Source organism: Acinetobacter bouvetii (genome assembly GCF_902753875.1).
GTDB classification, from domain to species: Bacteria; Pseudomonadota; Gammaproteobacteria; order Pseudomonadales; family Moraxellaceae; genus Acinetobacter; species Acinetobacter bouvetii_A.
Window position 1 is genome coordinate 232,332 of record NZ_CADDTS010000048.1, and the last position, 20,038, is coordinate 252,369.

A 20,038-nucleotide genomic window follows, 5' to 3' on the forward strand; every position below is an offset into this window, starting at 1 on the left:
TCAAATTAAAAAATGAATTAGCTGCCGCGATATGTGGAGTACGCAAATGGGCTAATCAGTAAAGGAATGTGATAATGCTGTGCAGCATCTTTGACGTAGAAATGGATTACGACTTTAGGGAAAAATGTTTCCACTTCCAAAGCATCAAAATAAGCAGAAGTGGCAAATTCAAGGCTATATGCGCCGCTATTGAATTCAATTAATGCAAAATCAGCAACGGAAACACGCCCATCGGCATTGGTGAAGGCTTCTGCGAGCAGCTCGCCACTTTCATTAAATAGCTTAATGGCTACATTGGCCGCCGGTTGACCAAGATTCGTATCTAAAATATGTGAACTGATCATGATTGAAGCTCCTGAGATAATCTGAGCAAAGCAATTTCTGCCAGCTGATGATGGACAATACGTTTTTCTGAATCAGCATCATTTAACAGACGATAATTCAGTGCTTGTAGAACTTCCCCGCTATTTAAACCAGATGCTTTAATCAGGAAGATGTAGCCATATTTATTTTCATAGGCAATATTGCCTTTGAGCAAGGCTTCTTCTGTTTCCCTATCTACGTTAATAGCTGCTTGCTCACGCTTGGAAAAATCTTGTTCCAGTTCACTCAGTTCAGCTTGTGCTTTTTTTTCACCAATACGCGGATGTTTGTCTAAAGCGGTTTTGATTTCATCCCAAGTCCAGGTCGAAGCTTGCTGTTTAGCAAGTTCCATTACAGCTTTAACGGACTCAAACGGACGTTTGGCCTCAAGTTGTTGCGACCAGCTGGGTATTTGCACACAGTGCTTTAAAAAGGTAATTGCATCTTGTTGAGATGCTTTATTAAATTCAACGAGTTGCACTATTAAATCGCCTAAAATATTGAATGTTTGTTCAAAAACAATTTTGCAATATCAGTGCCAAACTTTGATTTTCTGGATTTTCTACAAAGAGAGAAAATAAAAAAAGAGAAGCTAAGCTTCTCTTTTTTAAAAATTTTTAGACCTTATTCAGCATGATGTTTATACCAGTGTTCGGCAATATCACCACGTCGGCAAATCCAGACCTGCTCATGACTTTGAATATAATCCAGGAACTTTTGTAGTGCTTTAAAGCGTCCCGGACGCCCTAAAATACGACAATGCATACCAATGGAAAGCATTTTTGGCGCAATTTCCCCTTCTGCATACAGCACATCAAACGCATCTTTAAGATATTGATAGAACTGTTCTCCGCTGTTGAAACCGCCCGGAGAGCTGAACTTCATATCATTGCTTTCTAAAGTATAGGGAATGATTAAATGTGGACGTGTTGCACCATTTTTATCAGACAAGCTGCTCCAAAATGGCAAGTCGTCGCCATAGTAATCACAGTCATATTTAATCTGTGGAAATTCAGCCAGTAATTGACGTGTATTCGGGCTATCGCGACCGGTGTACCAACCAATTGGCGCTTGCCCAAACAGCGCTTCGAGTACACTGATCGCCTGATCCATGTGCTGACGTTCAAGTTCAATAGGCATGTCCTGATAATGCAGCCAGCGCTGGCCATGAGAAACCACGTCATAATTGGCTTCTTTAATGGCTTCTACAATGTAGGGATTTCGAGCCAGCGCCATGCCCACACCAAAAATGGTCATGGGTAAATGACGTTTTTTAAACTCGTTATGAATACGCCAAAAGCCTGCACGCGAGCCATATTCATACATGGAATCCATGGACATATGTTTGGCAGGAAAACTTGCAGCCCCAATAATGTCTGAAAGGAACTGCTCTGAACCTGCATCGCCATGTTCTACATGGTTTTCCCCGCCTTCTTCATAGTTCAATACAAATTGAACCGCGACACGAGCGCCATTTGGCCATTCTACTTTGGGTGGTTCACCATGATAGCCAATTAAGTCACGTGAATAGTCTTGTTGTTGAATTTGGTCAATCAGGTCTTGCCCGCGTAAGTATGTTGCTGTCACATCCATTTCCTAATGTGTTATATCAAACAGTAAAAATCTAGGAAGGATTAAGCAATTTATGCGCCAAAGTATGGTGCATAATAATTTAGCGTGCTTATTTATAGTTCAAAACTTACTTTCTAAATTCACTGACGAGTTTAGCCAACTGTTCCATTCCATCGAATGTCGTTGGGATCTTGTCATCTGAAGAAACTAATGGTGAAAAAATAATATTTTCAAATTTTTCAAAGCCTGCTGCATTTTTCTTATGTAATGCTTCTGAATCTTCCGCATAGTTATGAATAAATTGGCACAAAGCCATTCGTAGCTCTAGCTGCATCATTTGTGATTGGATGGAGCGTTTATCCTGTAGAGTAATTTTTAATAAATATAATGTTATTAAAATCAATGTTATAAATGGAATTGAAACTAACCACATACTCGAAGGTATATTTCCATTGAAATAATAAAATGCTGCAACTAGGACTACAAACTCAGCGAAAGGGATTGTGAACATAGTTGTTGCAACGAATGCATATGTATTTTTTGCTTTATCTAATTCATTCTTTTTTTGCTCATAAAGTTGATGAAAACCTTTATTTAAACCTAGGAAATCATACGTTAATTTAGTTTCATTTAATTTTGTCTCTAATTGTGAAATCGTATTTTTCTTATCTTCAAATGAATTATCCCATTTTTCTAATAAGTCACTTGCTTGTTTTAAGTTGACGTTAAATTCGGATAAATTTTTAATTTCACTTGAATGTAATAGCTCTTTAAAAATTTGAAATGGTAAATCTCTTTCTGCAAATTTTACATACCTACCAAATTGTGGATGTCTTAAATATTTATCACTCACAAAAGTATTTACACTTGCAACTTCTAAAGAGATAGAACCATTCACAGCCCCTAAAATAAATGTAAGCTCAGAAAAATAGATATTGATGAGATTCAAACTTAATTCAAATAAATAAATGAGATCTTTATCTTCTTTGCTATTTTTATAAATCTTAATTGCTTTACTCACTTCTGATACGAAGTTTGATACAGGTTGTTTTCTACTATATTCAATGATTTTATCGAATTCACTAAGGTCCATTTTGATATTTAAAACATGTCTTGCGGTCAAAAAGTGACTAGCTAAATTTGTAATTTCATCAGAATTATTTTCAGTTTCTATTATATTTTTTGCAATTAACTCAACCTGTTCAAAGGTGGACTTAAATTCCTGGCTTTCGAATTTAAAAGTCATCTTCACTCTCATTCCATATTAGCAAAGATGACATCTTGATCTATTTATTCATTTAAAACAAGAAGTAACGCTGCGCCATCGGCAGTACTTCCGCAGGTTCACAGGTCAAATGCACACCATCAGCACGCACTTCATAGGTTTCAGGATGTACTTCCATCACCGGACAGTAACTATTGTGCTTCATATCCTTTTTAGTAATCTGCCGCGTATCTTTACATGGCGAAATCAGCTTTTTTAGGCCTAATTTTTCATGTACCCCATCATTAATTGCAACTTGAGACAAGAAGGTAATACAGGTGTTATGCACCCCACGCGGATATGCTCCAAACATCGGACGGTAATGCACCGGCTGCGGCGTTGGAATGGAAGCATTAATGTCACCCATAGGCGCTGCTGCAATCATTCCCCCCTTAATGATCATGGAAGGCTTCACTCCAAAGAATGCCGGTTTCCACAGTACTAAATCGGCCAGTTTCCCTTCTTCAACCGAACCAATTTCATGGCTTAAACCATGCGTAATGGCAGGGTTAATCGTATATTTCGCGATATAACGTTTTACCCGATTGTTATCTTTATAAGGCGTATCACCCTCTAAAGGCCCGCGCTGCACTTTCATTTTATGTGCGGTTTGCCAGGTACGCAGAATTACTTCCCCGACACGCCCCATAGCCTGTGAATCTGAAGACATCATGGCAATTGCACCCATATCCTGCAAAATATCTTCCGCAGCAATGGTTTCGCGGCGGATACGGCTTTCTGCAAATGCTACATCTTCCGCAATTGCTGGATCTAGGTGGTGACAGACCATCAGCATGTCTAAATGCTCATCAATGGTATTGACGGTATAAGGACGGGTCGGATTTGTTGAAGATGGCAACACATTGGCCTGACCAATGGCTTTTAAAATATCCGGCGCATGTCCACCGCCCGCACCTTCAGTATGGTAAGTGTGAATCGTCCGGTTTTTAAATGCCGCCAAAGTTTCTTCAAGAAAGCCACTTTCATTTAGTGTGTCTGTGTGGATGGCCACTTGTACATCGTATTCATCTGCAACCGTTAAGCAGTTATCAATGGCGGCAGGTGTTGAACCCCAGTCCTCATGAAGTTTTAAGCCGACCACTCCTGCTTTAATTTGTTCTGCAATTGGCTCTGGCTGACTCAGGTTGCCCTTACCCAATAAACCGATGTTCATCGGCAGATCATCAATTGCTTGCAGCATGGTGGCTATATGCCAAGGACCTGGAGTCACGGTCGTTGCCGATGTCCCAGCCGCAGGACCTGTACCGCCACCCACCATCGTAGTGGTTCCGGACATGAGTGCTGTTTCCACTTGCTGCGGACAGATCCAGTGAATATGCGTATCAATGCCGCCCGCTGTTAAAATCTGACCTTCACCTGCAATCACTTCAGTTGCAGCACCCAGTGGAATGGTGATATCCGGCTGAATGTCAGGATTTCCAGCTTTGCCAATTTTCCAGATTCGACCATTTTTTAAGCCGACATCGGCTTTGATAATGCCCCACCAATCGACAATGAGTGCATTTGTAATGACAGTGTCAGCCACTTCTAATGACAAAAGCTGAGATTGGCCCATCCCGTCACGGATGACTTTACCTCCGCCAAATTTTACTTCTTCACCATAAGTGGTTAAATCCTGTTCAACTTCGATAAACAGTTCGGTGTCGGCTAAACGGACCCGATCCCCAACTGTAGGGCCAAACATTTCCGCATAGGCACGGCGTGACATTTTCATGATTTATAAACCTGTATAATTCTGACTTAATTTTTATGAATCGAGCTTACCCATCACCCGACCTGCGAAGCCATAAACTTCGCGTTTTCCGGCAAGTGCCACCAATTCCACAGCACGCTTTTGCCCCGGTTCAAAACGGATGGCTGTACCGGCTGCAATATTCAGACGAAAACCTTTGGCCTGTTCACGGTTAAACTGCAAGGCATCATTGGCTTCGGCAAAGTGAAAATGTGAACCGACCTGAATGGGACGGTCACCGATATTGGCAACAGTAATCTTTAAGGTTTCACGCCCGACATTCATTTCAATGTCACTATCCGGTGTAATAATTTCCCCTGGAATCATATTCAGCTCCTACACAATTGGTTGGTGCACGGTGACCAGCTTTGAACCGTCCGGAAATGTCGCTTCGACCTGTACTTCTGCAATCATTTCTGCAATACCGTCCATCACGTCATCACGGGACAATAATGTGGTTCCATAGTGCATCAGCTCACTCACGCTCATACCATCTCGCGCACCTTCAAGTAAGGCAGCAGAGATAAAAGCCACAGCTTCAGGATAATTCAGTTTTAAACCACGTGCCTTACGTCGTTCAGCCACTAAGCCTGCGGTAAAAATCAGCATTTTGTCTTTTTCTGTTGGATTGAGTTCCATATCTCTTTCCTAGTCTATTTCAATGTATTGAATGCAAAATATGTGCAAGATTTGCTCCTTCTCCCTTTGGGAGAAGGCTGGCATGAGGGTCTAAAAAATTCTTTCCTTTAAATAATGGAAAACTTAGACGATTTCCCTCCCTCTCTTGCGAGATGTTGTCTCTCATCCAAGAAGGATGGGAGAACTTTGATTCCTGTAAAAAGATGATGCCGCTAAATCTCCTTTACGGTGTGATTCTCTTCACCCAACTTTAAAAAGAGCGTCTTTCTCCTCCCTTTTTTAAAGGGAGGTTGGGAGGGATTTTTGAGGGAAAATTCTAAGTCCGCCAAATCCTCGGAAATGCCTCATCCTGATCGAACCAGTAACGTCTTAATTTGGCACGTATAGCGGCAAAACCATCGTGACATTGACGGACATCATCGCCCAAAAATCTGGCACAAATGACATCTCCCAATACGGTTAAGGTAATGGGTACATCCATGCGCATGATCAGTTCACGAATCAGGTCGATATGCTCTTCCAGATAAAAACTGGCACGATATTTTTCGGGCGGTACGGCCCAAAAGCTGCCCATCACCGCGTGACCATTCATACCCAAACAGGAACTTAGCCAACGGTCAGCACCTTTAAAATTTAGCGTGTCTGCAACCAGTAATTTATTTGCGCGCCATAGCTGGAAGCGGTTTTGATAAGCACCTTGTATAAATTGCTCATTACGCGCCTGCCGTCCGATCACCAACATGTCCCAACCAATAAAACTGGAAGCTGTATCCAAATGAATATTGGTTTCTGAACTGGCATTCGCACCATCAAACAGCATGGTTTCCTGCGGCAACCATTCAAACATCGCATTGTCATTTAAACGGATATTGATGTGCTGGAAAGCCTGCTTACCATTGGTGCGATACCATTTTCCTGCACCGGGCGTAGTCACCAATGCATGCGCATGAGCATCAACCTGAATATCAAAAGTTAGATGATCACCACCTGCAATACCAGCAGGCGGATGCACAATAATGGCATGACAGATCCCGTTCGATTCAGGCCAGAGCATCTTTTGAATACGAACCGGGCCATGGTGCTTGCGATGCTGCAATATGGTGCGCTGCGTCTGCTGCTGAGCCTGAAAGCCCATTTCCAGACGTGCATACCAAAGCTGATGCTCTGTATCGGTTGTTGTGCTGAGTTGCTGCATAACAATGCTACGTCTTTAAGCCAAACCAATCACGGCAACCACTGCGGCCAAACCACCAATGATCTGTTTGCCATAAGGGACATATTTCTTCACAAATGCCCCAAGACCTAAGCCCATCACATAAATGCTCGACATCGCCACAACCATACCCAAGATCAGCAAAGCCGCATGTCCGCCTTGACCCAGTTCACTGCCATGCGCAACACCGTGGAAGCTGGCTAAAAGCACCGTTGCAACAGGCAATACCTTGTTCGATTTGGTCCATAACGACACAGCTAACAGTACGAGTGAAGCAATGATTCCAGATTCAGCCAATGATGTTGAAATCACGCCTTGGCTACCCACCATGAAACCGAAAATCATGGCGATAACCAGCCCACCCAGCCCCAATAACTTCCAGCGTTGATTAGCCGTCCACATCAGCACACCAAATGCAATCGCCATCATTAAATGGTCTAAGCCGGTAAAGGGATGCACAAAGCCTGCCCAGAATCCACTGTGGTGATCGTGTCCCGGATGAGCCATGGCCAACATTGGTAAAGCTGCGGCAGTTGCGACAAGTAATTGTTTGAATAGACGCATGTTATGTTTCCTTTTAAGCCTTAAATAAACCTTGTTTTTCGATAAAACTGATGATCTCATTCAAGCCATCTTGAGTTTTCATATTGGAAAATAAGAACGGTTTTTCACCGCGCATACGCTTGGCATCCTGATCCATGACTTCAAGGTTCGCACCGACCATCGGCGCCAAATCTGTTTTATTGATAATCAGCAGATCTGATTTGGTAATACCCGGCCCACCTTTACGTGGAATCTTTTCACCACCAGCGACATCAATCACATACAGGGTTAAATCGGACAATTCGGGACTAAAAGTCGCTGCCAGATTGTCGCCGCCACTTTCAATGATAATCAGTTCCAGACCATCAAATTTTTCACATAGATCATCAATCGCCGCCAGATTGATCGAGGCATCTTCACGAATCGCGGTATGCGGACAGCCACCTGTTTCTACCCCGACAATGCGATCCGGCGTCATGGCTTCATTACGGGTCAGAAAGTTGGAGTCTTCTTTGGTATAAATATCATTGGTGACTACAGCCATGTTGTATCTTTCACGCAGCGCCCGGCACAGATTCAAGGTTAAAGCTGTTTTACCCGAACCGACCGGACCACCAATCCCAACCCGTAAAGGACTACGTTCTGACATGATTTTTTCCTTTTTCCTTTTTCATTTTCTAGATACTTACGTTTCAAGCATCTCAAACTGCTCAATTGCTATTTAGACCGCTTGATTTTTACGATCTAAATAACCGTGAATATTGTGTTTCATGCGACATGCTCAACATCGCATATTGCGGCAAGGCACTGCTGATGTCTGCATCCTGTAATGCCAAGGCGGCTTGTACTGCCTGTGGAATTTGATGATGCAACTGCCACAAAATCCGCTGTCCGCTCATTTGCCCCAGCGGGATGGTTTTAACTGCTGCCAGTACCTGGTTTTCCAGTACGGTAAAGGTATAGGCCGTGAGCACATCAGCTAAATCCAGTCCTAATTCGCCACATAAATGTGCATATACAGGAACAAAACCCTGCTGCTTTTTGACACTTGGCGTTTGCTTTAGTACATCCCTAATCCATGCATTCAAAGAAAATGCCAATTGTTGCGACTCGGCCAATAACTCTTTGGATTCACGACTGGCCCGATACAATTCTGCCCAATAGCCGAACTGTTCAGCGTCATCAAAAGATTCAACCAAGCGTTTCAGGACCGGTAATTCAAAACGCACCATTAACAGCTCAAGCACTTCTTCAAAATAGGCAATGCTGGATGTTTCATCATGAATCATGCCCTGATCAATCGCGCTCTCTACCCCTTGGGAATAGCAATATGCCCCAATCGGCAAGGCCGTAGAGGATAAAGTCAACAGGCTGAGCAGTTGTGAGGCATTAGTGATGGACATGGTGCAAGGCTTTAATTGGACTTAAACGATGATCATGCTGGTGCTGTGCATATGCCCCACTTTCCGGTTCAAAAGGATGGTCAACTTCATTCACCGTTAAACCCAGACCAATAATCATTTCTGCCAATACATGATCTGGCTCAAAATAAAGCGCTGTAGGTGTCAGCATAAGCGGTACATGACGGTTGCCCAAATGATAGGCTGCTTTTAATAATTCAAACGGATCTTGGCTGGAAACCTGCATTAAACGTTCAGCCTTTGCATCAACACGAAGCACATCACCCTGTTCAGTTGCGATAAAAGAACCGCTTCGCAAAATGCCGGTACGTGGTAAATCTGCACCAATATCGACCCCATTATTTAAAGTTGCACGAAAACGGCTCTTTTGGCGTGTATCAAAGGTGAGTTCCAAAGACTCAAAATTGCGTTCAGATGCAATGTTTTCCAAACGTTGCGTATAAATTTTCATATCCACCCTGTTTATGCTTATAAATTCACCACTTGTTCCAAATTGAGACCAAATGTTATTTTGAATTAAAAACTTGCATCAAAATAATGCAGTTATCGTGCCAACTTTATTTTGAACAGATGTTTAAAAAGAGAGGAAATCTCTGTAGGTATATTTTGATATTTATTTAATAAAACATTGTTATTAAAAACTATTTGTAGTAGTCGTGAAGTGAATAGGAATTAACTAGGAAAGAGACGCAAAATTTTTGAGTAAGTTATCGTGTCAAACAACTTAATTGCTATTACTAATTTAATTATCAGCCTTTTAACTCTAGTTGTTGCTTTCTCTGCACTACATTCATGGAAACAACAGTTTAATAAAAATTTGCTCCTTGATTTTGTTTTAGCTGCTTTAGATTCAGTACATGCAATATCACAATTGAATTTTAAAATGGTGCAAAAATTAAATGACTATTCAGAGAAAAATATAGAATTTATCCGAGATTCGGAATATTTTCTAAACCCCATTCCGTCAGATCATTCAAATTTAATAGAAAATTTTGAGATAAAAATCGCAAATTTGAGTAAAACATTAAATCGTTTAAATGCTCTTAAAAAAGAGCATGATTTTGAAAAACTAACAGAAGAATATCTCATGTGCATATATGAAATAGGAGAATTCTTTTTATCTGAAGAGCTTGTCGGTTTTAATCATCCTGAGGGTCGAAAGCAAAATGTAAGACGTTGGAGCACAGATTGGTTAGATAAAGCTTATGATAAAGAGCATTTTTTAGAAATACAGATAGAAGAATGTCTTATAAAGATGTTAAAAATTTGAATCCCTCCAAACCTCCCTTTAATAAAGGGAGGCTTCTTTCGCTCTTCATTTAGTTTTAAATCGCCACCAAATCCCGAATCCCTTTCTCCGGCATTTCACTGCCTACGCCCTGAGCGATCACCTGCCCGCGAGCCATCACGGTATAAGCATCTGCCAGTTCTTCAGCAAAATCATAAAACTGCTCCACCAATACAATTGCCATATCGCCACCATCGGCAAGTTTGCGAATCACTTTACCAATATCTTTAATAATGGAAGGTTGAATCCCTTCAGTGGGTTCATCCAGAATCAATACCCGCGGTTCAGAAGCGAGTGCACGGGCAATCGCCAGTTGCTGCTGCTGACCACCAGATAAATCTCCACCCCGGCGATATTTCATTTCATCCAGTACCGGGAAAATCTCATACAGATGTTCAGGCACTTTACGTGTTTTCGCACCGCTAAATTTTGCCATGCCAATTAGGATATTTTCTTCTACGGTTAAAGTCGAAAAAATATCACGTCCTTGCGGTACATAAGCCAAGCCTGCACGTACACGCTGTTCGGGACTCATTTTTGAGATGTCCTTGCCATCCAGTAGAATCTGCCCCGACTTGATTGGCAAAATGCCCATCAGGCATTTCAGCAAGGTGGTTTTACCTACCCCATTTCGTCCGAGTACCACGGAACATTCACCGACCGGGGCATTAAAAGATACATCACGCAAAATATGACTGCCGCCATAAAACTGATTGACGTCTTTGACTTCTAACATGGTCTGCTCCTTAACGTCCTAAATATTTTTCAATGACATCTTCATTGGCTTGCACTTCGGCCAAGGTACCTTCGGCCAAAATGGCACCTTGTGCTAGAACTGTGACTTTTTCACTGATGGTATCGATAAAACTCATATCGTGCTCGACCACCACCAAGGTGTGATTCTTTTTCAGTTCCAGACACAGTTCGGCCGTACGTTCAGTTTCCGCATCGGTCATGCCTGCAACCGGTTCATCCAGCAGAATCAGTTTGGGACGTTGCATCAGCAACATGCCAATTTCCAGCCACTGCTTTTGACCATGCGATAGCAAGCCAGCAGGCTTATTCACTAGTTGCTGCAAGCGAATTTGTTCAAGTGATTCATCCAGTGCATTTTGTGCATCCGGATCAAGCTTGCTAAAGAAACTCTTTTTGACCCGTTTATCTTTGGGTGCAGCTAGAAGCAGATTTTCCATCACGGTGAAATTTTCAAACACAGTCGGTTTTTGAAATTTACGGCCAATGCCTGCTTCCGCAATTTGCTCGGTACTCATTTTCGCTAAATCATAGGTTTGACCAAAAAATGCCGAGCCTTGTGTTGGACGTGTTTTTCCGGTAATCACATCCATCAAAGTGGTTTTTCCTGCACCATTGGGTCCAATGATGCAGCGTAATTCACCTTCTTCGATGTAGAGCGATAAATCATTTAAGGCACGAAAGGCATCAAACCAGACACTGACTTTTTCCAGATACAGGGCGATACCATGACTAAAATCTGCGCCCTGTTCTTTCGGACGCCCATAACCTTCTGAAGCATGTCCACCATGAGGCTGTATCATTTCAATCATTCGCTGCGCTCCTTTTTAAAACGGTCAAACAGACCAATCACACCTTTTGGCAGGAAGATAGTCACCACAATAAATAACGCGCCCAGAATCAATAACCATGCTTCCGGATAAGCCACGGTGAAATAGGTTTTTACTCCATTAATCAAGCCTGCACCCAAGATCGGCCCGATTAGCGTGCCACGTCCACCCGCGGCCACCCAGACAGCCATTTCAATCGAGTTCACCGGGTTCATTTCACTGGGGTTGATAATACCGGCTTGCGGTACATATAGTGCGCCTGCAATTCCTGCAATCACCGCAGATAACACCCATGCAGAAAGCTTGTACCACAACGTGCGGTAGCCCAAATATTGCAACCGGTTTTCGCTGTCACGGATGGCACCCAACACACGGCCATAAGGTTTGTTCATGAGATGGCGTAACCCGATAAAGCACAGCAATAACACCAAGGCAGTAATAAAGCACAGGCTGGCACGCATTGGTGCAGACGTAATATCCATGCCTAGAATAGTCTTGAAGCCGGTAAAGCCGTTGTTGCCGCCAAAACCGGTTTCATTCCGGAAGAATAGTAGTGCTGCGGCAAAAGTCATGGCTTGAGTAATGATGGAGAAATAAACACCCTTGATTTTTGAGCGGAAGGCAAAAAAACCAAACATAAATGCAATCAGTCCTGGAACTAGCACCACCAGAATCATGGCCCACCAGAAATGATTGGTGCCGACCCAAAACCAGGGTAATTCAGTCCAACTCAAAAAACGCATGAAATCCGGTAAGCCATCGCCTGCGGATTCACGCATCAAGTACATACCGAAAGCATATCCGCCCAAGGCGAAGTACAAACCATGACCCAGACTCAAAATGCCGGCATAGCCCCACACCAGATCCAGTGCCAAAGCCACCAGCGCCAAACACATGATTTTGCCAATTAAGGTGACCCAATAGGCCGAAAGATAAAAGGCTGAATCGGTTGGCAATAAGTGTAGCCAAGGCAAGATCAGCATCACTGCGAAGCATACTGCAATCGCAGCGGCACTCACAGGTTGATCAGATAACATTGAAGTGATTTTCATGTGCTTACTCCACAAAACGACCTTTAATGGCAAACAAACCTTGTGGGCGTTTTTGAATAAACAAAATCACAAGAACCAGAAGAATAATTTTGGCCAGCACTGCACCCATGCCAATTTCTAGCACCGTACCGCTGATTCCTAAGCCCAATGCCGCAAGCACTGCGCCCCACACTTGTCCGACACCACCGACCACCACGACCAGGAAGGCATCAATAATGTAGTTTTGACCCAAGTCTGGACCGACGTTGCCAACTTGTGCCAAGGCACAGCCAGCCAATCCTGCAAGACCAGAACCCAGACCAAAGGCCAGCATATCAATGCGGCTGGAACGAATGCCTACGGCACGTGCCATCTGACGGTTTTGCGTCACTGCACGAACAAACAGACCAAAACGGGTTTTATTAATCAGGTAAACCAGTAGCAATAACACCGCGACGGTAAACACAATAATGGCAATACGGTTATACGGCAGCATCAGGCTTGGCGTAATTGATACCCCTCCTGATAGCCAGGAAATATTCGACACTTCTACGTTTTGTGCACCAAAAATCATGCGCACCAGTTGCATCAAAATCAGGCTGACGCCAAAAGTCGCCAACAAGGTTTCCAATTGACGTCCATACAGTGGACGAATCACGGTACGTTCAATCAACATCCCAATCAAAGCACTGACCAGAAACGCAGCCGGAATGGCAGCAATCAGATACCAGTCCACCAGCCCGCTGAAATGTGATTTAAAGAAACTTTGCACCACATACGTGGTATAGGCTCCAATCATGATCAGTTCGCCATGCGCCATATTGATCACGCCAAGCAGGCCATAAGTAATCGCTAATCCCAGCGCAGCAAGCAGTAAAATACTGGCGGTGCTGAGGCCAGAAAAAACGTGACCTGTCCATTCACTGGCTTGGATGCGGGTTTTGATACTGCCTTTGGCATCTAGTAATACCGCTTTAAGATCTGGATGCAAATTGGGCTGGCTCAGCTCTTGCTCTACCAATGCCAACACATCTGGACGGTTGGATTCTTTTAAAGTTTTTACTGCCTGTATTTTGTCTAATACATCGTTTGATTGATAATCCAGACGTGCTTTCAGCTGTGCAAAGCGTGCTTTGACTGACTGACTTTTTTCATGCAGATACATCTGGTTAATTGTATTTATATCCAATTCAGACAAATTATTTTCTAAGATATCTATCGCTTCTAAACGCTGAGAAGCATCCTCTGATTTTAATTTTTTTTGTGCCTGAGCAAATGTTAAGGCTTTATGTAAGGTATTCACCAAAGTCACTTGCGATAAATCTGCCGGCCAGGATTCAATCGGCTTGTGATCTGGATAACTGAACAGTTTATCTTCTGCTTCAAGAATATAGGTATGGCCAGTACTGTCCGTATAAAGTTGATCCTTTTCGACAAATTCAGCCAGCTGATCCAGCTGTTCAATACTGGCCGGCCATTGATTAAGTAAGGCACGACGCTGGGCAAAATCGCCACGGACAAATTGCTGAATCGCATCTTTTGCTGAACTCACTTGAGTCGTTTGTGCTGTATCTATTGTTGTTTGCGTTTCAGCATGACTCACATTGAGCCATAAGCACTGACTCAAAATCAAAAAAATAGCTGCAAAATTTAGGCGAGTGAACATATGTGTCCTCCCTATTTATGAATGTAAAGCGGTCCCGAACGGGAAATAAAAACCAAGAAAAAGCCTGCTGCCGAAACAGCAGGCTAAAGAGGACATTATTTAGGAATATATGGACTCCATGGTTCTGCCGGAATTGTTTTCGGCGTTTTATAGACCACATCAAACTGGCCATCCCCACGAATCTGGCCAATCATCACCGGTTTATGTAAATGATGGTTAGTTGCATCCATTTGTAGCTTGTAACCTGAAGGTGCATCGAATGTTTGACCTGCCATTGCTTCACGCACTTTATCTACATCCGTCGAACCGGCTTTTTCTACCGCCTGTTTCCACATATTGATACCAACATAAGTCGCTTCCATTGGATCATTGGTGACGATCTTGTCGGCATTTGGCAATTTGTATTCCACTGCATACTGTTTCATCTTGCCAATAAACTCAGTATTTTTAGGATTTTTCACCGACATGAAGTAGTTCCATGCCGCCAAATGTCCGACCAATGGCTTGGTATCAATGCCGCGTAATTCTTCCTCACCCACTGAGAATGCCATCACTGGAATATCAGCAGCTTTAATACCCTGATTACCCAGTTCACGATAGAACGGCACGTTTGAGTCACCATTAATAGTTGAAATAACAGCAGTTTTCTTACCGGCTGCAAATTTCTTCACATTGCCCACAATAGTTTGATAGTTGCTATGACCAAATGGCGTGTATTCTTCCATGATGTCCGCATCAGCCACACCTTTAGACTTCAGGAAAGCACGTAGAATTTTATTGGTGGTACGCGGGTAGACATAGTCTGTGCCTAACAGTACAAAACGCTGCGCCTTACCACCTTCTTCACTCATCAAGTATTCAACAGCTGGAATCGCTTGCTGGTTGGGTGCAGCGCCGGTGTAGAAAATATTTTTTGACTGTTCCTGACCTTCATATTGCACTGGATAGAACAATAATCCATTCAGCTCTTCCACCACAGGCAATACTGATTTACGCGAAACTGAAGTCCAGCAACCAAAAATCACCGCCACTTTGTCTTGAGTAATCAGTTGACGGGCTTTTTCTGCAAATAGTGGCCAGTCAGATGCTGGATCCACGACAACAGGCTCTAATTTTTTCCCCATTACCCCGCCATGGGCATTAATTTCGTTAATGGCCATGAGCGCAGTATCTTTTAAAGAAGTCTCTGAAATGGCCATGGTGCCAGACAAAGAATGCAAGATCCCTACTTTGATGGTATCACCGCTAGCTGCAGGCGCTTTTTCTTCAGCTGCTGGAGCTGCCGCCTTTTCCGCTGGTTTAGAACAACCGGTTAATGCAATGCTCCCCATCATTGCTATAGCAAGCAAGCTTTTTGAAAATTGTTTTTGTTGGAACATTTTAAGTTTCTCCAAACCTTTTAAGGTATTTTTAGTTAATTTGGGAGAAGACATTCAAATTTTGTGCCAATATTTATTTATTAATTTAATTACTTGAATTTAAATATTATTTTTAATTTTTTAAATATTCATTGAATGAATCAACGCACCAATAAATCATCTGTGCGCTAAAATAGGTGATCGATTAGGCAAATCATGGTCATTAAAATTAATCGCAACTTTATTAATGTTAGCCACTTATTCCATCCCGCTCTTTTCTAGTTCTATCATTGATAACGCATCTAAGATACCCACAGGTTCTGAGCCAAAAGTAATCTTTGTAAAAGCATAATTGATCAGTATTGCGATCATATATACTGTTATATATTTTTTTTAAAATTTTGTATCTTCTTTAATTTTTTCTATAACAGATAATGAAGATGTCATCGAAAAGGTTAAAGATTGTTATGAATGAGCAAAAACCTAGAAAGCAACAGCAGTATGCAGACAGTTCAATTTCAGATAAGGCATTTAAACGAGCAATTATCTGGTTTGGTATTTACTGCACTTTGTTCTGTATTGGCGTGGCATTTGTCGTTAATCTTGATAATGCATATATGCCATAGAATAGAATATCTTTATGATATCGGATTGTTCATAGCAGCCATAAATATTGACTGCTATTCCATTCGGTTAGGATCAGTTTAAATTTTTTGATTCTGTATTTGGGTCTGTATATATTCACCATAGACCGACATTTTTTCGTAAATATGTTCTGAATAAAACATATCCTCAATTAGCTGTGTCGCCAAATGTGGCTGATAGAAATGGTTTAATTTGAGTATTTCGGTATTCAGTTCAGCAAAATGAGCACATAAATCAACATATTCCTTGGCTTTATTTTTAAATAACAGTTTAGCCATACTTAATTTTTCCAGATCAATCGCTTCAGTATTTGCTGATGTATCAATGACGTGGATTTTGACAGCAAAAAATTCTTCAATTTGCTTTAATTTTGTTAATTTAATGCTAAGTGGTGTAATCAAAATAATCGTCTGTACATGGGCTAAACATAATGCCTTGATCAAACTCAGATAGAAAAAGTCAGCCTCATTCAGGTCTGAATCCAAGAGCTCAACACCTACATTTAAGCTATCAATAGCCTGATTTAAATCAATTTTAACCAGCTTTTCTGCATTGTAGTATTGCTTAAAAATAGCCAACGCTGAAGTCCTCGCCGGAGTGCTGTAGATCACCTGCTGATTTAAATTAGCCAAAATAAAGGGAGCAAATAAATAGGCTAAATTATTTTTCTTGGCGTTGATATCTGCTTGTGCGATATACAACTGGTGTGTTTTCTGCAATGGCCTTAAAGCTTTGGCTGCTAAAAGTTGATCTTCAATATTTATATCATTTTGATTGAGTTGTTCTATCACTTTTGGGGAAATGGCCTGTCCGTCAATGAATTCATCAATGTTTTTTAATTGATCTGAGACAAACATAAATTCACCCTAAGCGATAAAAAAGCAGAGATAAGAAAACTTTTAAATCAGTCATTTTTTAATTCAAGAATGACTATTTTAAAAATGCATACAGCATTTGGTTGATTATTTCATATTGAGAACAGTTTGCAAAAGATACAATTTTTTTTGAAAAAAATATAACAGTTGGCAGAATCTGTTATATTTTTAAAATCCTGAATTTAACATCTTCAAAGTTATGATTTTAAATGCACGCAAATGATGTAAATACTTTCACATCATAAGGTTTTTAAATTTATGTATAAATCTGAAAAACTGGCCAACCAGCTTAAACTACTGATTGAAAACGGTTCATTAAAGCCCCATGAAAAATTGCCTTCACTGCGGGTACAGGCGCAGATTTCTGGTTTAAGTTTATTGACCGTAATGAATGCCTATCAGGAACTTGAAGCTCAGGCATTAATTTATTCGAAAGAAAAATCAGGTTATTACGTTTCCAATGCCATCTCGGAGCAACCCGATGCACGTCCGATGGTTATTTCCCTGAATTCTAAAATTGAAATTAATTCTTTAATTTTTAAATATTTAAAATCGATTCAAGGTCATCAAATTATTCCTTTCGGTTCTGCCTTTCCCAATAGTGAACTGATGTATTCCAAAAAACTGATTCAGATCATGGGACAAATCACACGTAATAAAAAAAGTTATGATCTGAGTGATAATCTTCCACCGGGTAATTTTCAACTGCGAAAATTAATCGCCCAGCGCTATTGCATGCAAGGCATTGCTGCCGACCCAGATGATATTGTCATTACTTCAGGTTGTCTGGATGCATTGAATCTTTCTTTACAAAGTATTGCTAAAGCGGGCGACTATATTTTATTGCAGCAAAATATTTTCTATGGCGCCTGGCAAGCTGCGGAACGTTTGGGTTTAAAAGTTATTACCATTCCGGAACATCCCCAATATGGTTTTGATCTGGAAGCTTTTGAACACATTATTAAAACCTATCCGATTAAAGTTTGCTGGCTCATGTTGAACAGTCACAACCCGATTGGATTTACTGTCAGTGAAAACATCAAAGCTAAAATTGCCGAATTACTGCATCAGCATGATATTTATTTGATTGAAGATGATGTGTATGAGGAATTGTATTTCGGTAAAACCAAACCGTTATCCATGAAGTTTTATGATCAAAAAAATCTGGTGCTGCATTGTTCTTCTTTTTCTAAAACACTCGGTGCTAGTTTCCGCGTCGGTTGGGTTTTTGCCGGAAAATTTTCACAGCATATTCAGCATTTACAGCTAATGAGCACCATCTCAGTCAATTCAATTCTGCAAAATGCACTGGTTGAATTTATCTCACATCATCATTATGAAAAGCATCTTCGAACGTTAAGAAAGCATTTACAGCAAAATAAGCTCCAGTTTTTTAAATATTTGGAACATAAACTTCCCCCAACTTGTACGCCTTATTTTTATCCCAGTGGTTATTTTATTTGGATGAAGCTGCCTGAAAATGTGGATAGTATGACGGTTTATCAGGAAATGATTGAGCAGAATATCGGGGTCTCGCCGAGTCCACTATTTAATATTACCGCGCACAAACCGCATTATCTGAGACTAAATAGTTCTTTTGAATTAAGCGAAACGCTGAAACAGGCACTCGACACCCTCATTACCTGTATTGAAAAGCATCAAAATTCATCTTAATCGAGTAAGTTTTTTTTACCTATAACAGGCTTTTATCTATAAGCGATTTTTAAACAGCCATGCAGCCAATGGCAAAGACAGAATGGCAATCACAATCATCGGTACAAAATCCATTTTCACCTGATCAAATTGTGCACCTTCCAAATAAACCCGTTGCGCCAGATCTATACCAAAACGTAAAGGATTGACATAAGTCGCCATTTCCAGAATCTGGGGCATATTCTGTACCGGTGTTAACAGGCCAGATAACAGCATCAGCGGCATAATCAGTAAAAAAGTAAACAGCATGGCTTGTTGCATATTCAGTGCAATCGCAGATATGGACAGGCCAATTCCAACTACAGCGACATTAAAACTGACCAAACCAAAATACAGCAATGCCAGTGAACCGTTCATGGGAATCTGAAACCAGAACATGATGATCAATAAAATAATGCTGGATTGAATGAGCCCAACAAAAATGGGGGGCAAAGCTTTGCCAATCATAATGTGTAGCGGTGTATAGGGCGTCACCAGCAGCTGGTCGAAAGTCCCCTGTTCACGTTCCCGCGCCACCGATAATGCCGACAGCAACAAGGTCTGCATCATACTTAAAGCCGCAATCAGTGAAGGCATGATGCCCCAGCGCGATTCCTGATTAGGGTTGTACCAGGTGCGTGTCTCTATATTGACTGGTGCGCTCACAGCCAGTTCCTGCTGGTTATATTGGCTGACGACTGCATTGATATAAGCTGCGGCAGCGGCGGCAGTAGATGAATTGCGACCATCGACAATCACTTGAATGGGCGAACTTTGTCCCTGATTGAGCTTGTTTTCAAAGTCTGCTGGGATGGTGATCACCGCCAGGGCTTCACGCTGATCGATCAGCTGTTTGATCTGATCTGCATTTTGCAGCGTTGCAGTGCGCTTAAATATGCCTGAGCCGTCCAGCTTGCTTAGTAGACCATAGGCATGTTGTCCCCGGCTTTGATCCAGCACGGCATAATCGACATGATTGACGTCATAGGTTGCCGCGTAGCCAAATAACAGTGCCTGAATCAGTGCCGGTGCAAACAGGATCACGCGATTGGACGGATCTTTAAAGATGGTCAGAAATTCTTTTTTGACCAGCACATTCAAATAGCGAAACCATGCAATCATGTTGTTCATA

Annotated in this window: 22 protein-coding genes; 3 read left to right on the top strand and 19 right to left on the bottom strand. The window is 41.7% G+C overall.

Annotated elements, in window-relative coordinates:
- Positions 1-17 precede the first annotated feature (17 nt).
- The 12 genes from uraH to ureE all read right to left on the bottom strand — a co-directional run bounded on the left by uraH (position 18) and on the right by ureE (position 9,219).
- Positions 18-344 carry a hydroxyisourate hydrolase gene (gene uraH / locus FB6_RS14695; protein ID WP_174560661.1) on the bottom strand — a complete coding sequence of 109 codons (327 nt, stop codon included), beginning with the start codon at positions 342-344 and terminating at the stop codon, positions 18-20.
- Positions 341-844 carry a 2-oxo-4-hydroxy-4-carboxy-5-ureidoimidazoline decarboxylase gene (uraD, locus tag FB6_RS14700; RefSeq protein WP_174560662.1) on the bottom strand — a complete coding sequence of 168 codons (504 nt, stop codon included), beginning with the start codon at positions 842-844 and terminating at the stop codon, positions 341-343. The genes uraH and uraD overlap by 4 nt, the downstream gene beginning before the upstream one ends.
- 143 nt (positions 845-987) lie before the next feature.
- Positions 988-1,950 carry an allantoinase PuuE gene (puuE, locus tag FB6_RS14705; protein ID WP_174560663.1) on the bottom strand — a complete coding sequence of 321 codons (963 nt, stop codon included), beginning with the start codon at positions 1,948-1,950 and terminating at the stop codon, positions 988-990.
- Between the two features lie 112 nt (positions 1,951-2,062).
- Positions 2,063-3,181: a hypothetical protein gene (locus FB6_RS16620; protein ID WP_174560664.1), complete on the bottom strand. Its 1,119-nt coding sequence runs from the start codon at positions 3,179-3,181 to the stop codon at positions 2,063-2,065.
- Between the two features lie 52 nt (positions 3,182-3,233).
- Positions 3,234-4,934 carry an urease subunit alpha gene (ureC, locus tag FB6_RS14715; RefSeq protein WP_174560665.1) on the bottom strand — a complete coding sequence of 567 codons (1,701 nt, stop codon included), beginning with the start codon at positions 4,932-4,934 and terminating at the stop codon, positions 3,234-3,236.
- A gap of 33 nt (positions 4,935-4,967) precedes the next feature.
- A complete protein-coding gene (locus tag FB6_RS14720; protein WP_174560666.1) occupies positions 4,968-5,279 on the bottom strand; it encodes an urease subunit beta in 312 nt (103 codons plus the stop codon).
- Between the two features lie 9 nt (positions 5,280-5,288).
- Complete coding sequence (ureA, locus tag FB6_RS14725; protein WP_174560667.1) at positions 5,289-5,591, bottom strand: urease subunit gamma; 303 nt, start codon at positions 5,589-5,591, stop codon at positions 5,289-5,291.
- Between the two features lie 316 nt (positions 5,592-5,907).
- Positions 5,908-6,786, bottom strand: a complete 879-nt coding sequence (locus tag FB6_RS14730; protein WP_174560668.1) for an urease accessory protein UreD — start codon at positions 6,784-6,786, stop codon at positions 5,908-5,910.
- A gap of 15 nt (positions 6,787-6,801) precedes the next feature.
- Positions 6,802-7,368, bottom strand: a complete 567-nt coding sequence (locus FB6_RS14735; protein WP_174560669.1) for a HupE/UreJ family protein — start codon at positions 7,366-7,368, stop codon at positions 6,802-6,804.
- A 13-nt stretch (positions 7,369-7,381) separates the two neighbouring features.
- Positions 7,382-7,996, bottom strand: coding sequence for an urease accessory protein UreG (ureG, locus tag FB6_RS14740; RefSeq protein WP_174560670.1), 615 nt, complete (start codon positions 7,994-7,996; stop codon positions 7,382-7,384).
- Positions 7,997-8,084: 88 nt separating this feature from the next.
- Entirely contained in the window at positions 8,085-8,750 is a 666-nt protein-coding gene (locus tag FB6_RS14745; protein ID WP_174560671.1) for an urease accessory protein UreF, read from the bottom strand.
- Positions 8,737-9,219 carry an urease accessory protein UreE gene (ureE, locus tag FB6_RS14750; RefSeq protein ID WP_174560672.1) on the bottom strand — a complete coding sequence of 161 codons (483 nt, stop codon included), beginning with the start codon at positions 9,217-9,219 and terminating at the stop codon, positions 8,737-8,739. The genes FB6_RS14745 and ureE overlap by 14 nt, the downstream gene beginning before the upstream one ends.
- Before the next feature lie 261 nt (positions 9,220-9,480).
- On the opposite strand from ureE, the gene FB6_RS14755 reads away from it, so the two are divergent.
- Entirely contained in the window at positions 9,481-10,038 is a 558-nt protein-coding gene (locus FB6_RS14755; protein WP_174560673.1) for a hypothetical protein, read from the top strand.
- 55 nt (positions 10,039-10,093) lie between these two features.
- Here the strand turns inward: FB6_RS14755 and urtE are convergent, their stop codons facing one another.
- From urtE to urtA, 5 genes are all read right to left on the bottom strand, one after another.
- A complete protein-coding gene (gene urtE, locus FB6_RS14760; RefSeq protein WP_174560674.1) occupies positions 10,094-10,792 on the bottom strand; it encodes an urea ABC transporter ATP-binding subunit UrtE in 699 nt (232 codons plus the stop codon).
- Between the two features lie 10 nt (positions 10,793-10,802).
- Positions 10,803-11,621, bottom strand: coding sequence for an urea ABC transporter ATP-binding protein UrtD (gene urtD / locus FB6_RS14765; protein ID WP_174560675.1), 819 nt, complete (start codon positions 11,619-11,621; stop codon positions 10,803-10,805).
- Positions 11,618-12,691 (bottom strand): urea ABC transporter permease subunit UrtC, encoded by a 1,074-nt coding sequence (urtC, locus tag FB6_RS14770; RefSeq protein WP_174560676.1) that lies wholly within the window; start codon positions 12,689-12,691, stop codon positions 11,618-11,620. The genes urtD and urtC overlap by 4 nt, the downstream gene beginning before the upstream one ends.
- Before the next feature lie 4 nt (positions 12,692-12,695).
- Entirely contained in the window at positions 12,696-14,336 is a 1,641-nt protein-coding gene (gene urtB / locus FB6_RS14775) for an urea ABC transporter permease subunit UrtB (RefSeq protein WP_174560677.1), read from the bottom strand.
- A gap of 95 nt (positions 14,337-14,431) precedes the next feature.
- Entirely contained in the window at positions 14,432-15,715 is a 1,284-nt protein-coding gene (gene urtA, locus FB6_RS14780) for an urea ABC transporter substrate-binding protein (protein ID WP_174560678.1), read from the bottom strand.
- Between the two features lie 446 nt (positions 15,716-16,161).
- Between urtA and FB6_RS14785 the strand changes: the two genes are divergently transcribed.
- On the top strand, positions 16,162-16,320 hold the full coding sequence (locus tag FB6_RS14785) for a hypothetical protein (protein ID WP_174560679.1): 159 nt from the start codon (positions 16,162-16,164) through the stop codon (positions 16,318-16,320).
- A 78-nt stretch (positions 16,321-16,398) separates the two neighbouring features.
- On the opposite strand, the gene FB6_RS14790 is transcribed toward FB6_RS14785, so the two are convergent.
- Positions 16,399-17,196, bottom strand: a complete 798-nt coding sequence (locus FB6_RS14790) for a hypothetical protein (protein ID WP_174560680.1) — start codon at positions 17,194-17,196, stop codon at positions 16,399-16,401.
- A gap of 276 nt (positions 17,197-17,472) precedes the next feature.
- Between FB6_RS14790 and FB6_RS14795 the strand changes: the two genes are divergently transcribed.
- Positions 17,473-18,888 (top strand): PLP-dependent aminotransferase family protein, encoded by a 1,416-nt coding sequence (locus FB6_RS14795; protein WP_174560681.1) that lies wholly within the window; start codon positions 17,473-17,475, stop codon positions 18,886-18,888.
- 36 nt (positions 18,889-18,924) lie between these two features.
- On the opposite strand, the gene FB6_RS14800 is transcribed toward FB6_RS14795, so the two are convergent.
- Positions 18,925-20,037, bottom strand: coding sequence for an ABC transporter permease (locus FB6_RS14800; protein ID WP_174560682.1), 1,113 nt, complete (start codon positions 20,035-20,037; stop codon positions 18,925-18,927).
- Position 20,038: the final 1 nt, after the last annotated feature.

Coding starts and splice junctions, on each gene's coding strand:
- uraH (WP_174560661.1), bottom strand. CDS start 344: ATGATCAGTTCACATATTTTAGATACGAATCTTGGTCAACCGGCGGCC.
- FB6_RS16620 (WP_174560664.1), bottom strand. CDS start 3,181: ATGACTTTTAAATTCGAAAGCCAGGAATTTAAGTCCACCTTTGAACAG.
- ureC (WP_174560665.1), bottom strand. CDS start 4,934: ATGAAAATGTCACGCCGTGCCTATGCGGAAATGTTTGGCCCTACAGTT.
- FB6_RS14720 (WP_174560666.1), bottom strand. CDS start 5,279: ATGATTCCAGGGGAAATTATTACACCGGATAGTGACATTGAAATGAAT.
- ureA (WP_174560667.1), bottom strand. CDS start 5,591: ATGGAACTCAATCCAACAGAAAAAGACAAAATGCTGATTTTTACCGCA.
- FB6_RS14730 (WP_174560668.1), bottom strand. CDS start 6,786: ATGCAGCAACTCAGCACAACAACCGATACAGAGCATCAGCTTTGGTAT.
- FB6_RS14735 (WP_174560669.1), bottom strand. CDS start 7,368: ATGCGTCTATTCAAACAATTACTTGTCGCAACTGCCGCAGCTTTACCA.
- ureG (WP_174560670.1), bottom strand. CDS start 7,996: ATGTCAGAACGTAGTCCTTTACGGGTTGGGATTGGTGGTCCGGTCGGT.
- FB6_RS14745 (WP_174560671.1), bottom strand. CDS start 8,750: ATGTCCATCACTAATGCCTCACAACTGCTCAGCCTGTTGACTTTATCC.
- ureE (WP_174560672.1), bottom strand. CDS start 9,219: ATGAAAATTTATACGCAACGTTTGGAAAACATTGCATCTGAACGCAAT.
- urtE (WP_174560674.1), bottom strand. CDS start 10,792: ATGTTAGAAGTCAAAGACGTCAATCAGTTTTATGGCGGCAGTCATATT.
- urtD (WP_174560675.1), bottom strand. CDS start 11,621: ATGATTGAAATGATACAGCCTCATGGTGGACATGCTTCAGAAGGTTAT.
- urtC (WP_174560676.1), bottom strand. CDS start 12,691: ATGAAAATCACTTCAATGTTATCTGATCAACCTGTGAGTGCCGCTGCG.
- urtB (WP_174560677.1), bottom strand. CDS start 14,336: ATGTTCACTCGCCTAAATTTTGCAGCTATTTTTTTGATTTTGAGTCAG.
- urtA (WP_174560678.1), bottom strand. CDS start 15,715: ATGTTCCAACAAAAACAATTTTCAAAAAGCTTGCTTGCTATAGCAATG.
- FB6_RS14785 (WP_174560679.1), top strand. CDS start 16,162: ATGAATGAGCAAAAACCTAGAAAGCAACAGCAGTATGCAGACAGTTCA.
- FB6_RS14790 (WP_174560680.1), bottom strand. CDS start 17,196: ATGTTTGTCTCAGATCAATTAAAAAACATTGATGAATTCATTGACGGA.
- FB6_RS14795 (WP_174560681.1), top strand. CDS start 17,473: ATGTATAAATCTGAAAAACTGGCCAACCAGCTTAAACTACTGATTGAA.
- FB6_RS14800 (WP_174560682.1), bottom strand. CDS start 20,037: ATGAACAACATGATTGCATGGTTTCGCTATTTGAATGTGCTGGTCAAA.